We start from the raw sequence: 14,101 nt of genomic DNA on the forward strand, positions 1-14,101 counted from the left end.
GGTATGTGACGCGGTTTCAGGAAGGGAGGACAAACGGCATGGCAATACCGGAAGCTGCGCCCAAGTCGAACGGGACGGCGGGCGTGGAAGTCGCCCGTATGTCGTTCGACGAATTCATGGCAGTCGGCCCCCAGGGGCTCTACAAGGCGGACCGCCCCGTGGTGATCAAGCTCCCGAGCAGTGTGCAGGGGCTGGGCCGGGAGGAAGTGGCGGCGCGCCTGGCCGAGATGACCGTCACCCTGTTCACCGAGCCGGGCGACAAGAACCACCCGGGCCGCTGGGAGACCCAGGACATCAAGCTCCGCGAGTTCTTCGCGGACGAGCGGAACCTCACCGGCACCGACACCTGGCACCGGGTGGTGTCGAACATCCGCAGCAGCCCGTCCGACGTGAACGCCGTCATCGGATTCGACGCCGAGGAGCTCTTCGGCTACGGCAACACCCTCTACGCGGCCAACCTGTGGATCAGCCACCGCGGCGTGTTCACCAAGAGCCACTTCGACGAGTTCGAGAACTTCAACATCTCGCTGGAGGGCCGCAAGCGGTTCATCATCGCTCCGCCCGGGGTGCGGGAGTACTACCCGCAGTCGGTACTGCGGGGGTTCGGGGACAAGTCCCAGGTGGTCGACCTGGACGACGTCGACCTGAAGCGCTACCCCAAGCTGGCGTCCAAGCTCGCCCAGCGCCGTGACTTCGTCCTCGAACCCGGCCACATGCTCTACCTGCCGCTCGGCTGGTGGCACCAGGCCGAGTCGCTGGACGACATGAACATCAACGTCAACTTCTGGCTCAAGTCCAAGAAGATCCTCCGTAGGCCGCACGTGCTCGGCGTCGCGCTGTACACCTACGCGTACCGGAAGTTCAACGGCGTCTACAGCTACAAGCCCACCGAGGTGAATTCCTGATGAGCGACCGCAAGACCATCACCCCCACCCACCTGTACCGCAACAACGACAGGCTCATCGGGATCGGCAACACCTTCTGGAACATGTCCTACGAGAACGGGGTCGCCGGCGTCGTCGGCGACCTCGAGGACGGCGTGTTCCACATGGCCGACGGACATGAGTTCGTCAACTTCACGGTCTGCTCGTACCTGGACCTGGACACCCACCCCAAGGTCATCGACGGTGCGGTCGAGTCGCTGCGCCGCTTCGGCGTGCTGGACCACTGCATCCCGCGCACCCGCGTCCAGACCCGGGTCCTGCTGGAGCTGGAGGAGTCGCTCGGCGAGCTGTTCGGCTCGATGGTGATCAGCGCGCTCTCCACCGCGGCGGCCAGCACCGGCCTGCTTCCGCTGATCGCGTCGGGGCACCTCGGCAACGGCACCCGGCCGCTGATGGTCTTCGACAAGAACGCCCACGTCTCGATGGCCAACGCCAAGCCGAGCTGCGCCGACGAGACCGAGGTCGTGAGCAGTCGTCACCACGACCTCGACTTCCTCGAGGACATGTGCCGCACCTACGAGCGGGTCTGCTACGTGGTCGACGGCTCGGACAGCCTCGGCGGCTACGCGCCCGTCGTCGAGCTGGCCGAACTGCAGGAGAAGTACAACCTCCTGGTCTTCTACGACGACTCGCACTCGCTGTCCGCCTACGGCGAGCGCGGCATCGGCTACGTCCGCTCGCACTCCCCGGTGCTGGACGAGCGGACCATCACCGTGGCGACCCTGACCAAGGGATTCGGGGCCGGCGGCACGGCGATCCTGCTCGACGGCTACCCCGAGGAGACGCGGCGGCTGATCGAGCGCTTCGCCGGCCCGCTGGGCTACTCGCAGAAGATGAACGCCGCCGCCGTCGGTGCGGCGCTCGCCTCGGCCGAGATCCACCGCACCGAGGAACTCGTCCAGCTGCAGGGGCGGCTGCGGTCCAACATCGCGCTGTTCGACTCGCTCGTCACGACCGAGCAGGCCGAGAGCACCTTCCCGATCCGGGTGGTGCCGATGAGCGACGCGACGGTGGTCGAGGCCGCCAAGCAGGTCTTCGCGGCCGGCTTCTACACCTCGCCGGTGTTCTTCCCGATCGTCGCCCGCGGCACCGCCGGACTGCGGGTGATGCTGCGGGCCGGCCAGACCGAGGAGCAGATCAGGCGGCTCGCCGCCGCACTGATCCAGGCCGGGGCGCTTCCGGCGGCCGCGCGGCCCGGGCCGGTGGCCGAGTGACCGGCCCGGCCCGGGCGGTACCGCGCAGCATCCTGTACACGCCGGCCCTGTCGCTGGAACGGGTGGTGAAGGCCTGGTCGTACGACGCGGACGTCCACCTGATCGACCTTGAGGACGCGGTGCCGCCCGCCGACAAGGCGGCCGCCCGCGCGGTCTGCCGGACCGCGCTGGAGAAGTCGCCGCGGCCGGAGAACGTCGCCGTGCGGATCAACGAGCTCGGCAGCCTCGCCGCGCTGCACGACGTACTGATGCTGACCGACAGTGCGGTGAAGCCCGGCATCGTCCTGATGACGATGGTGACCTCGGCGGAGGAGATCGACCTGCTGCGCCGGACGCTGGCGGAGGCGGGCGCGTACCCGGAGGTCTACGTGACGGTGGAGACCGTCGAGGCGATCACCCGGATCGACTCCGTCGCGCGAACCGCCGACGGACTGGTGCTCGGCTCGGCCGATCTGGCCGCCGAGCTCGGGGTCGACATCAGCTGGGAGGCCATGCAGGCGGCCCGTCAGGCGATGGCGATGGCCTGCGCCCGGTTCGGCCGGGCGTGCATCGACACGGCCAACTACCGGCTCGCCGAGCCGGCGGTCCTCACCGAGGAGACCACCCGGGCCCGGGCGCTCGGCTTCCACGGCAAGGCGACGGTGCACCCGCGCGAACTCGACGTGATCAACCGCCTGCTGCGGCCCCGCCCCGACGAACTGGCACTGGCCCGCCGGGTGGCAGCGGCCGTGGCCGCGGCCAACGGCGGGATCGCCGTGCTGGACGGCAACATGGTCGGGCCGCCGTTCGCCCGGCGGGCGCGCGACACGGTGGCCCGCGAAGACGCCTGGACGAGTCGATTCGGCAGCACCGACCCGGCCGGCACCGGTGCCGGAGACGGTGGCGAGGGATGACCGCCGCCCCGGTGATGGTCCAGGCCGCCGACATGGCGGGCCCCCGGCCGATGGCCCGGGTGATCGACGTGCTCGGCGAGATGTTCGTGGACCTGGCCGCCGGTCGGACCCGGTCCCCGGCCCGTACCGTCATCGACCACGGTGACCAGCGGGTCCTCCTGGTCAGCCCCGCCGTCTGGGAGCGGCGCGGGGTGGGCAGCGTCAAGGTCACCACGCTCACCCCCGACAACACGACCCGCGGGCTGCCGCTGATCCACGGCATCGTCGCGCTCACCGACCTGAGGACGGGGCAGATCACCGCCCTGCTGGACGGCGCCGAGCTGACCGCCGTCCGCACCGGCGCGGTCGCCGCGCTGGCGACCCGCTGGTGCACCGCCGACGACGCCGACGACCTGTCGGTGATCGGCGCGGGGGTGCAGGCGCGGGCCCTGTTCAGGGCGGTGTCGGCGGTGCGCCCGATCCGCACCGTCCGGATCCACTCGCGCACCCGGGCCGGGGCCGAGCAACTCGCCGACTGGATCCGGGACACCGCACCCCGACCCGTCCGGGTGACGGTCTGCGACAGCGCGCGGGAGGCCGTCACCGACGCGGCGATCATCTGCACGGCCACCTCCACCGCCGACGGCACACCCGTGGTGGCGGCGGACTGGGTGGCCGCCGGGGCGCATGTGAACGTGATCGGCGGCACCCACCCGGACGCCGTCGAGCTCGACCCGGCGCTCCTGGCCGATGCCGTGACCGTCGTCGAGGACCGGACCGCGGCCCTGGACGGCGCGGGCGAGGTGCGGGCGGCCCTGGCCGGCGGCCTGATCAAGGCCGAGGACCTGTGCGAGCTGGGCAGGCTGGTGAGCGGCGAGATCGCCGTCGCCGGCCGGACCTCGGTGCTGCGCACGGTCGGCATGGCCATCGAGGACACCGCCGCCGCGGTGGCGCTGTTCGAGCAGTACCGGGCGGCCGAGCAGGCACCGGGCGAACCGTCCGCCGTTCCACCACCAAGGGAGGGAGTGTCGGATGGACACGCATGAGGACCTCGGCACCGGAAACGGCCACTCGTGGTTCGGAGGGCACCGGCTGAGGCCCGCCGCGTCGGCGGACACGATCCGGCAGATGCTCCGGCACGAGCTCCGGGACACCGGCTGGCCGCACCAGCCGGTCCTTCCCGCCGCGCCGATGGCGATCCCGCGCGCGGCCTACGCCGAGGTGTTCCGGGTGAGCGCCGCGCTGATCGAGCTGCTGCGCCGCACCGCCCTGGAGGCCGGGCCCACCACCGCCGACCGGCTGAAGGCCTACTCCATGCCCGCCAGCGAGGACCGGCTGTGGATGCGCGACCCCTTCATCGAGGAGCGGTACGCCGACAGCGTGGTCCGTCCGGATCTGGTGATCGGGCCGGACGGTCCGCAGTTCCTGGAGTTCAACGTCAGCGGCGCGCTCGGCGGCGTGGTGGAGTCGCAGAGCCGGCTGGCGGTGTGGAACAGGCTCCACGCCGACGAGGAGGGCCGGACCCCGTACCGCTCGCCGAACCCGCTCGCGGTGCGCACCGAGATGTTCCGCTCGCTCAGCGCGGAGCTGGCACTGGCGCCGCGGGTGGCCGTCGTCGGCAGTTCCAGGGTGAGCGGGGTGCACCCGCGGTACTTCGAGATGGAGGCCGACTACTACAACAGCCACGGCCTGACCGCGAGCTTCTTCGAGCCGGAGGAGCTGCACCGGGCGTGGGACTGCGCCCCGAACCTGCGCCATCCGATCGGACTGCGGAACTTCACCATTCCGGACTGGGACGAGGCCGGGGTCGACACCGCGCCGGTGCAGGACGCGCTGGACCACGGCTGCGTGCTGGTGGGCACCCAGACCTCGACCTTCATGCACTCCAAGCTGACCATGGGTCTGCTGTCGGAGGGGCGGCCCTGGATGACCGAGGGCGAGCGCAGGCTGGTCGAGCGGTACCTGCCGTGGACCCGGATCCTGTCGGAGCGCAGGACTGAGCGCCAGGGCCGGCAGGTGGACCTGCTTCCCTTCGTGCTGGCCAACCGGGAGCTGCTGGTGCTCAAGGCCGGCCTGGGGGACTGCGGGAAGCAGGTGGTCATCGGCCGCCAGGTGGACCAGGCCGAGTGGGAGTCCGCCGTGGGCGAGGCCGTCGTCGGCGGCACCAGCGTGGTGCAGCAGTTCGTGGAGCCGCAGACCTGCCGGGTCGCGCTGATCGCCGACGGCGTCGACGAGCCCTACGAGGTCGATGTGGCCCCGGTCCTGGGACCGCTGGTGTTCGGCGGCCGTCCGGCCGGAATGTTCTGCCGGTTCTTCGGCGACGGCTCCGCCGGGATCGTCAGCGTCCGGGGCGGGCGGGCCAGCAGCTCCGACAACGTGATGGTGGCGATCTGACGGCAGCACCGCTCGCGCCAACCCCCTTCCAGCGACACCACCGGAGTGAGAACGCATGACCCTGCGTCGAGTCAAGGACAACGAGTACGTCGAGGAGCACGGCGGGGACTTCGAGGACTTCGAGCCGGGCATGGTGATCCGGCACTGGCCGGGCCGCACCCTCTCCGAGGCCGACAACACCTGGATGACCCTGCTGACGATGAACCAGCACCCGCTCCACTTCGACCAGCACTACGGCGCCAACGCCGAGTACGGGCGGGTCCTGGTGAACAGCGGCATCACCCTGTGCCTGGTCGGCGGGATGACCGTGCAGGCGCTGTCGGCGCGGGCGGTGGCCAACCTGGGCTGGGACAGGGTCCGGCTGAAGACCCCGGTCTTCGTCGGCGACACCCTCTACGCGACCAGCCGGATCCTCGACAAGCGGCTGTCCCGCTCCCGACCCGGGCAGGGGATCATCACCGTGGAGACGACGGGCACCAAGTCGACGGGGGAGACCGTCATCGTCTTCGAGCGGTCGTTCATGGTGCGCTGCCGCGAAGGGATCGCGCCTTCGGGCGAGGAGCGGCCCGCGGGCCCGGACCCGGTCTCCAACGGCCTGCCCACGCCGGGGTCCTGAGTGATCAACAAGCATTCGCACCATCGGTCGATCTGACAGGATATCCAGCATGACCAGTGAGAATCAGCCCAAGGCCAGCCACCGCGACACTCCCGTGAGCAACGAGTTCCGCGAGTTCATGGCCTCCGGATGGGCGGCCGACGACCGTTCGCCCGTGCCCCGCGCCGAGGTTGCCGATCATGCGGCCCGCCGACGGGCGGCCCTGTCCCAGCGGTTCCCCGGCGAGCGGCTCGTCATCCCCGGCGGCGGCCTGCGGGTGCGGAGCAACGACACCGACTACACCTTCCGGCCGCACACCGCCTTCGCCCACCTGTCCGGGCTCGGCTCGCACGCCGAGCCCGACAGCGTCCTGGTGCTGGAGCCCGGCGCCGAGGGCGGGCACCAGGCCGTCCTGTACTTCCGCCCGCCGGCCCCGCGGGACACCGAGGAGTTCTACACCGACTCCCGGTACGGGGAGTTCTGGGTCGGCTACCGGCCGACCATCGCCGACATCGAGTCGGAGCTCGGCCTCACCGCCCGCCACATCGACTCGCTCGCCGCCGACCTGGCGAAGGACGACGCCGCTGCCCGGCTGCGGGTGGTCCGGTCGGCCGACTCCAAGCTCGCCGAGCTCGTCGACACCACCCGCACCCAGGCGGGCACCTCCCTGACCGGTGAGCAGCAGCAGGAGGCCGACGAGGAACTGGCCCGCGAGCTGTCCGGGATGCGGATCGTCAAGGACGAGTGGGAGATCGGCGAGATGCGCAAGGCGATCGCCGCCACCCACAAGGGATTCGACGCGATCATCACCACCCTGCCGGAGGCCGTGCGGAAGGGCCGCGGTGAGCGGTGGGTCGAGGGCGTCTTCGGCCTGTACGCGCGGCACGAGGGCAACGGGATCGGATACGAGTCGATCTGCGCGGCCGGCGACCACGCCAACACCATCCACTGGACGAAGAACACCGGCGAGGTCCGCGAGGGCGACCTGATCCTGGTCGACGCCGGGATCGAGATCGACTCCCTGTTCACCGCCGACATCACCCGAACCCTGCCGGTGAGCGGCCGCTTCACCGACGTCCAGCGCAAGATCTACGACGCGGTCCTCGCGGCACAACAGGCCGGCATGGAAGCGGTGAAGCCCGGCAACAAGTTCAGCGACATCCACGCCGCCGCGAACAAGGTCGTCGCCCGGTACCTGCACGAGTGGGGACTGCTGCCCGAGGGGGTCACGCTCGAACAGAGCCTCGACCCGGAGCGCGGCGGCTGGCACCGCCGCTGGATGGTCCACGGCACCTCCCACCACCTCGGCATGGACGTGCACGACTGCCAGCTGCTGCTGCGCAAGGACTACATGGACGGCGAGCTGAAGCCGGGCATGGTCGTCACGGTCGAGCCGGGCCTGTACTTCAAGGCGGACGACCTGCTGGCGCCGGAGGAGTTCCGCGGCATCGGGGTGCGCATCGAGGACGACGTGCTGGTGACCGAGGACGGCTACGAGAACCTGTCCGCCGCGATGCCGCGCAGTTCGCACGACGTGGAGGAGTGGATCGCCCGGGTGTCGGGTCCGGCAGCGGACCGCTGACCCCGGCAGGGCTCCGCGCAGTGTGAGGGCCGTGCCCCTGCCGACGATCCGGCAGGGGCACGGCCACCGGTCCTTCCGGTCACTGCTGGTCGCGCGCGGCGAGCCGCTCGGCGACCTGGGCCCTGACCGTCTCCTGCAGTTCGTCCGGGGCGAAGCCGAGGTCGCGCAGGACCTGCGCGGCCGGGCTCCCCTCGGTGCGGATCAGGCCCAGCAGCGAGTGTTCCGTACCGACCCAGCTGTGGCCGAGGTCGGCCGAGGCGCGGAGCGCCTGCTCGATGGCTCCCTTGCTCTCGGGCCGGAAGGGGATGTGGCCGCGCAGCGCCTTCGCTCCGGCCGGCGGCATCGCCTCCTGGACCGCGGCGCGGATGCGCTGCTCCGACCCGGCCCTCGCCACCAGGATCGCGTGGGCGAGGCCCCGCGGTTCGCCGAGCAGGCCGAGCAGGAGGTGCTCGGTGCCGATGAAGTCGTGCTTGTGGGATCGGGCGGCCTCCTGGGCCAGCACGATGGTGTGCCGGTTGAGGTTGGTGAACTGCTCGAAGGGGGAGGGCGTGTGGCGCTGCTGGGCGGCCTGCTTGGACACGCCGATGGCGTCGCCGATCTCGCTCCACGACGCGCCGACCTGCTTGGCCTTGCTGACGTAGTGGTCCAGTAGCTGGTCGCCGAGGTCGGAGAGGGTCTGGGCACGCAGGCGTGCTTCGCTGATCCGGGCCAGTTCGTCGGCCTCGGGGAACTCCTCGTCGAGACGGGCGATCAGGTCCGCGAGGCTGATGTCGAGTGGGCTCATGCGTCAACGGTAGATTGACGGTCTCCGAATCGTCAAGATGTAATTGACGGCTGTTTCGGGCCCGGCCGGGACTGCAGGCTCGCTGCCGCAGCGGTTGCCGGAATCCGACACCGAGAGACCGTTCGTCGGCATACCTTTGACACAGTGTGACCATTAGGGGGTGTCATGGGACGTGACTTGCGTGCGGTGTTCGGCTCGAACGACCTGAGCCTGGCTGCGGAGGAGGTCTTCAGTGACCGCACGGCCCAGTGGCAGGCCGTCGTCGCCGCCCTGGCCGAGCACATCGACCGGACCACCGGTCCCGGGTTCGACGTCGAGGACATGGAGGCGCCCCGGCACAACGTCCTGGCGTTCCACGGTGTCGGCGGCATCGGGAAGACCGCCCTGTCCCGCACGATCGAGACCTCCCTGGCCGACAGCGCCCGCCGGCCGGCCCAGTGGCCGCAGCTGTCCTGGCCCCAGGGCCGGATCGTGCCGGTGCGGATCGACCTCGCCCGCTCCGCCGGCACGAGCTTCGAGCACGCCGTGCTGTCGATCCGCCTCGCCCTGACCGTCCTGGGCCGGCCGATGCCCGCGTTCGACCTGGCGCTGCACCGGTACTGGGACCGCCAGCACCCCGGTGACCTGCTGGAGGAGTACCTGCGGCGCAGCGGCAGCGTGTACGCCCGGTTCAGTCACGCGGTGGAGCTGCCGGAGCAGATGCGGTCCGTACTGGCGGACGTGGCGCAGGCGCTGCTGCTGCCGGGCACGGTGGGCACCGTGGTGGGGCAGGTGACGGGCAGTCTGGTGCGGGCGCTGCGCGAGCACCGCTCCTCGGTGCGGGTCCTGGCGGGCTGTGCCCGGCTCGCGGATCTGCTGGAGGCCGAACCGGACCTGGAGACGCTGTCCTACCTGCCGCACCTGCTGGCCTGGGACCTCGCGCAGCTCGGCGGCGGGCACCCGGTGGTGCCGGTGGTGCTGCTCGACACCTGGGACGACGTGGGGGACCGCACCCACCGGGACCTGGAGCGGCTGCTGCAGCACGTGGTGTGGACGATGCCGAACGCGCTGTTCGTGGTCACCGGCCGGAACCGGCTGCAGTGGGCCGACCCGGACCTGGCCGGGCAGCTCGACTGGACCGGCCCCTCCGCATGGCCGGGCCTGGCCGCGCACAGCGGCACGCGCGGCCGCGCGGGGACGACCGCGCGGCAGTTCCCGGTGGGGGACCTGCCCCCGGAGGACTGCGAGGAATACCTGGCCCGGCGCCTGACCCGGAGTGGTGAGCCGCTGATCGGCGAGGACATCCGACGGGTCGTCACCGGGCGGTCGCACGGCCTGCCGCTGTACCTGGACCTGTCGGTGGCGCGGTTCCTGGAGATCCGCCGCACCGGCCGCACCCCCGGGCCCGCCGACTTCGACCACGACTTCCCGGCACTGGTCGCCCGCAACCTGAGCGAGCTCACCGGCCAGGAGCGCGACGTCCTGCGCACGGTCAGCCTGCTGGACGGCTTCTCGGTCGCCCTGGCCACCGCGGCCGCCGGCCCGGACCACGGCGCGGCCGCCGCCCGGCTGGTCGAACGGCCCTTCGTGCTGGAGGACCCCGCCGCCCCGCTGTGGCCCTACCACCTGCACCAGGCCGTGAGCGCCGCGATCCGCCACGCTACCGACGCAGCCGACGACCACTGGTCCCGGCGGGACTGGACCCGTGCTGCCCAGCGCGCGTTCCACGCCCTGGGGGACCAGCTCGCCGCCCGGCCCAGGGACCGCACCACGCTGGTCGCCTGCCTGCGCCAGGGCCTGCGGCTGGCCCGCGACTACGCCCTGGAGCTGGACTGGCTCACCGACGCCGCCCTCGTCTACGTCGACGACTCCGTCTGGGAGCCGCTGGCCCCGCCGACGGTGGGATCCGGGCGGATGCGGACCGCCGCCGACGCCCTGGTCGAGACCCTCAGCGCGCTGGCGCGCCGGCAGCACGAGCACCGCGAGCGCACCGCCGACCGGCTCGCCGCCGTCGCCGAAGCGAACCTGCTGCCCGCCGCCCTGGACGACATGACGGTCTACTACCTGGCCGAGGCCCAGGGCGAACTGGGCCGCAGCGAGGCGTCGCGCCAGGGCATGGGCCGGGTCGCGGACGGCGGCGGCCGGTTCGCGCCGGCCGCCCGGCGCGGCCTGGCGCACCTCGCCCGCCTCGCCGGCGACTTCCCCACCGCCCTGGCCACCGCCCGCAGCCTGGGCCGGGAAGGTCGCCGCCACCGCGTCCTGGGCGAAGTCTGGTGGCCCCAGGGCGACCTGGTGCGGGCGGCGGAGGACTTCGGCGCCGCGCGCACCGAGGCCGAGGAGCGCGGCGCCGTCGGCGAGGCCGCGACCGCCCAGAGCATGCGCGCCCTGGTCCTGGCGTTCCTCGACCCCGACCGGGCCGCCGCTGAAATCGACCTCGCCGCGCGCCTGCTGCTCCACGTCGACCTGAGTGCGACCGCCATCACGATCCGCATCGCCGCCCTGGTCCGGGACGCCGGTCGGCCCGGCCCCGACTTCCAGGACCGGGTCCGGGCCCTGCGTACCGAGATCACCGCCGCCGGACCGCCCGCCGCCCGGGCCACCCTCCAACTCGCGCTCTGCTTCCACCACGCCGTCCTGGACACCGGCACGGCCACGGTCACCGACCCCGACCTGGACGCGGCGATAGCCCGGCTGCGGGAGCTGACCGCCACCGGCGACCACGGCTACTACGCCGACATCGCCCACTTCATGGCCGACCGCCCGCTCCCGCCCCACCCCGTCTCACCGACCCGGTGGATCGACCCGAAACCCCTCATCCGCGACCGCTGGCGCGACCTGGTCATCGCCCGACGAACCCGGCTGCACCCTCAGCCCTGGAGACCCCGATGACGGACACCTCTGCCGCTCTCGTCCGACTCGACAACTCCGTGCGCCGCTGTTCCCGCCCGCCGCGACAAGGCACTCGCCCCGAGCGGCCGAGCGGCTCAGCAGCTGGACGGCCGAGCGACCTGGTGACCGAGCGACCGCGCTGCCGTCGGGCCCGGAGCTGGACGGGGCGGCAGCGCGGTCGGGGCGGGGACGCGGCCCGGGGAGGAGTCGGCGGTCAGCCGCGGAGGGTGCCGAAGAGCTGCTCGGCCCCGGTGCCCGCCCCGTTCGCGTAGGTGGTCGGCGCCGTGACCAGCCACTGGCCGTGGCCCGAGGCGTGGGCGAGCGCGCCGGAGCCGTGCACCACCCGGTAGTTGTAGGCCGCGGTCGCACTGTCCGAACAGAACACACCCGCGGCGGAGAGCTCGACCGAGCCGCCGGACGCGGCGGTGAGGACGCCGTGCTTGTCGATCGGCTCGCAGTCGTCGGCGGCAGCCTGGCTGTACGCGATGTGCACCTCGAACCGGCCGCTCACCGCACCGATGCCGGGCAGGACCCCGGTGACGTCGTCGGTCAGGCAGTTGTCGGCGGCGGGAGTGCCGGTCGGGCAGGCGTGGAAGACGAAGGAGCCCGCCAGCGCGACCGAGACCGGCGGTGCGGGCTGCGCCGGCGCGGAGGCCGCCGCGACGCCGCCGCCGGTGCCGGCCAGCACGGCCGCCGCGGCGGCGGCCAGGGCCGCCCAGCGGCGGGGCCCGGCCGACCTGAGGGCAGCGGGCAGGTGGAGGGAGGCACGGCGGAACAGCTGGTGCGGGTGGCGCGAGCGGACACGGGACATGCGCGGACCTCCAGGGGTCCTCGGGTGACGGGATGCCGCTCAGCCTTGTGGTCTGGACCATTCCCGTCCAATACTTGCTGATTGCCGAGCGATAAGCGGCAGTTATGGGGGGATACCGTGGACCTGCGCCTGCTGCGCTACTTCGTCGCGCTGGCCGAGGAGCGCAACTTCACCGCCGCCGCGCGCCGGCTCAACGTCTCCCAACCGGCCCTCAGTCAGCAGATCCGGCTGCTGGAGCGCCGGTTGGGCGCACGCCTGGTGGACCGCGCCGCCCAGCCGCTGCGGCTCACCCCGGCCGGTCAGGAACTGGTCGCCGGCGCGCGGCGGATCCTGGCCGAGGCGGCCCAGGTCGACGCCTCGGTCCGGGAGGTCGGCGCCGGCCGGGCCGGGCTGCTCCGGGTGGGCGTCACCTGGGGCGGGCTGTACGACCTGGTCCTCCCGGCGCTGCGGGAGCTCGGCGCCGAACGCCCGCGGCTGCGGGTGACGGTCGCTCAACTCGCCGGACTGGAGCAGCTCGCCGCGCTGCGCCGGGACGAGGTCGACGTGGTGCTGCACCGGGAGAACCAGGTCGAGGAGCTCGGCAGCCTGGAGTCCCGCTTCCTCTTCGACGATCCGCTGCTGGCGATGCTGCCGCAGGGGCATCCGGCCGGGCGGAGCGGCCAGGTCCGGCTTGCGGACCTGGCGGGGGAGCGGTTGGTGATGATCAGCAGGGCGGCCAAGCCGCTGGTCTTCGACCGGATCCTGCGGCTCTGCCGCGAGGCCGGGTTCGAACCCGAGGTGGTCGAGGAGGTGGGCGAACCGATGGCGCTGGCCCTCGCGGTCGGCGGCCAGGGCTTCGTCTCGCTGACGGGTGCGGGCATGGCCAACCGCTACGCCGGCGTCGACTACCTGCCGGTGGCCCCGCTGACCGGCATCGCCAAGGTCTCGGCCTTCTGGTCGGAGAACTGTGTCAATCCGCTGGTGCCGGAGTTCGTCGGGCTGCTCGACCCGGACACGGTGCTCACCCCGCACCGGGTCCGGGCCTGAGCCGGGCCCCGCCGGCGGAGTGCCGGCGGAGTGCCGGCGGACACGGCGGTTGTCCGGGCGGGTCAGGGGATGGTGAGGACGACCTTTCCGGTGACATGGCCGGTGTCGCCGAGCTGGTGGCCCTTGGCGGCCTGGTCGAGCGGGAAGACGGCGTCCACGACGGCTCGGAGCCGGCCCGCTGCCACCAGGTCGGCGATCGCGCGCATGCCCGCCTGGTCCGCCTCGACCAGCATGGCGGTGGCCCGGACGCCGCGGGCGGCGGCCTCCTCGGCCAGCTGCCCGGGGAGGTTCATGAGCGAGATGGAGACCAGCCGACCGCCGGGCTTCAGGACGTCCAGGGAGCGGAGGGCCGTGTCGCCGCCGAGGGCGTCGAGGACCAGGTCGACCGGGTCGACGGCGGTGAAGTCCTGGTTCCGGTAGTCGATCACCTCGTCGGCGCCCAGCTCGCGCAGCAGGTCGTGCTTGGGGGCGCTGGCGGTGCCGATCACGTACGCGCCAAGCTCCTTGGCGATCTGGACGGCGAAGTGGCCGACGCCGCCGGCGGCCGCGTGGATCAGGACGCGCCGGCCCGGCTGCACGTCCGCCACGTCCACCAGGGCCTGCCAGGCGGTGAGCGCGGCCAACGGGATCGCGGCCGCCTGGACGTGGTCGATCGCGGCCGGCTTGCGCACCAGCGCGCGGGCCGGGGCCACGACGTACTCGGCGAACGCACCGGCGCCGTGCGGGTAGGGCAGCATGCCGAACACCTCGTCACCGACCTGGTGGACGGCGACCCCGAAGCCGACGGCCTCGACGACGCCGGAGACGTCCCAGCCGAGCACCAGCGGCAGCCGGTCGACAAGGCCGGGGAACTGACGGTGCTTCCAGTCGGTCGGGTTCATCCCGGCCGCCCGGACCCGGACGAGTACCTCGGAGGGCCCCGGAGCGGGACGGTCGAGCCGGACCTGGTGCAGTACTTCGGTGCCGCCGTAGGTGTTCTGGCTGATTGCGTTCATCGTGGTCATGGGCCCA

The 14,101-nt window shown here is 72.3% G+C and carries 12 protein-coding genes; 9 read left to right on the forward strand and 3 right to left on the reverse strand.

Going from position 1 to position 14,101, the window contains the following annotated elements; all coding sequences use genetic code 11:
- Nucleotides 1–38: 38 nt before the first annotated feature.
- From BS75_RS42140 to BS75_RS42170, 7 genes are read left to right on the forward strand one after another with little or no spacing between them, the layout of a single operon-like run.
- Nucleotides 39–905, forward strand: a complete 867-nt coding sequence (locus BS75_RS42140) for a cupin-like domain-containing protein (RefSeq protein WP_197092018.1) — start codon at nt 39–41, stop codon at nt 903–905.
- Nucleotides 905–2,158 carry an 8-amino-7-oxononanoate synthase family protein gene (locus BS75_RS42145; protein WP_034091995.1) on the forward strand — a complete coding sequence of 418 codons (1,254 nt, stop codon included), beginning with the start codon at nt 905–907 and terminating at the stop codon, nt 2,156–2,158. The genes BS75_RS42140 and BS75_RS42145 overlap by 1 nt, the downstream gene beginning before the upstream one ends.
- Nucleotides 2,155–3,051 carry an HpcH/HpaI aldolase/citrate lyase family protein gene (locus tag BS75_RS42150; protein WP_042438737.1) on the forward strand — a complete coding sequence of 299 codons (897 nt, stop codon included), beginning with the start codon at nt 2,155–2,157 and terminating at the stop codon, nt 3,049–3,051. The genes BS75_RS42145 and BS75_RS42150 overlap by 4 nt, the downstream gene beginning before the upstream one ends.
- The gene (locus BS75_RS42155) at nt 3,048–4,076 is read left to right on the forward strand and encodes an ornithine cyclodeaminase family protein (protein ID WP_034091996.1); all 1,029 of its coding nucleotides are present in this window, start codon (nt 3,048–3,050) and stop codon (nt 4,074–4,076) included. The genes BS75_RS42150 and BS75_RS42155 overlap by 4 nt, the downstream gene beginning before the upstream one ends.
- Nucleotides 4,063–5,424 (forward strand): hypothetical protein, encoded by a 1,362-nt coding sequence (locus BS75_RS42160; protein ID WP_034091997.1) that lies wholly within the window; start codon nt 4,063–4,065, stop codon nt 5,422–5,424. The genes BS75_RS42155 and BS75_RS42160 overlap by 14 nt, the downstream gene beginning before the upstream one ends.
- Before the next feature lie 55 nt (nt 5,425–5,479).
- On the forward strand, nt 5,480–6,040 hold the full coding sequence (locus BS75_RS42165; protein WP_042438735.1) for a MaoC family dehydratase: 561 nt from the start codon (nt 5,480–5,482) through the stop codon (nt 6,038–6,040).
- Nucleotides 6,041–6,089: 49 nt separating this feature from the next.
- Nucleotides 6,090–7,601, forward strand: a complete 1,512-nt coding sequence (locus tag BS75_RS42170; protein WP_034091998.1) for an aminopeptidase P family protein — start codon at nt 6,090–6,092, stop codon at nt 7,599–7,601.
- A gap of 79 nt (nt 7,602–7,680) precedes the next feature.
- On the opposite strand, the gene BS75_RS42175 is transcribed toward BS75_RS42170, so the two are convergent.
- Nucleotides 7,681–8,385, reverse strand: coding sequence for a Clp protease N-terminal domain-containing protein (locus tag BS75_RS42175; RefSeq protein ID WP_052070460.1), 705 nt, complete (start codon nt 8,383–8,385; stop codon nt 7,681–7,683).
- A gap of 165 nt (nt 8,386–8,550) precedes the next feature.
- Between BS75_RS42175 and BS75_RS42180 the strand changes: the two genes are divergently transcribed.
- Nucleotides 8,551–11,253, forward strand: coding sequence for a hypothetical protein (locus BS75_RS42180; protein ID WP_034091999.1), 2,703 nt, complete (start codon nt 8,551–8,553; stop codon nt 11,251–11,253).
- Between the two features lie 214 nt (nt 11,254–11,467).
- On the opposite strand, the gene BS75_RS42185 is transcribed toward BS75_RS42180, so the two are convergent.
- The gene (locus BS75_RS42185) at nt 11,468–12,064 is read right to left on the reverse strand and encodes a hypothetical protein (protein ID WP_034092000.1); all 597 of its coding nucleotides are present in this window, start codon (nt 12,062–12,064) and stop codon (nt 11,468–11,470) included.
- Nucleotides 12,065–12,181: 117 nt separating this feature from the next.
- On the opposite strand from BS75_RS42185, the gene BS75_RS42190 reads away from it, so the two are divergent.
- Entirely contained in the window at nt 12,182–13,090 is a 909-nt protein-coding gene (locus tag BS75_RS42190) for a LysR family transcriptional regulator (protein WP_052070462.1), read from the forward strand.
- A 62-nt stretch (nt 13,091–13,152) separates the two neighbouring features.
- Here BS75_RS42190 and BS75_RS42195 read toward each other — a convergent pair whose 3' ends face one another.
- The gene (locus BS75_RS42195) at nt 13,153–14,085 is read right to left on the reverse strand and encodes an NADP-dependent oxidoreductase (RefSeq protein WP_034094895.1); all 933 of its coding nucleotides are present in this window, start codon (nt 14,083–14,085) and stop codon (nt 13,153–13,155) included.
- Nucleotides 14,086–14,101 lie beyond the last annotated feature (16 nt).

It is taken from the genome of Streptacidiphilus albus JL83, assembly GCF_000744705.1.
In the GTDB taxonomy this organism is placed as follows: Bacteria; Actinomycetota; Actinomycetes; order Streptomycetales; family Streptomycetaceae; genus Streptacidiphilus; species Streptacidiphilus albus.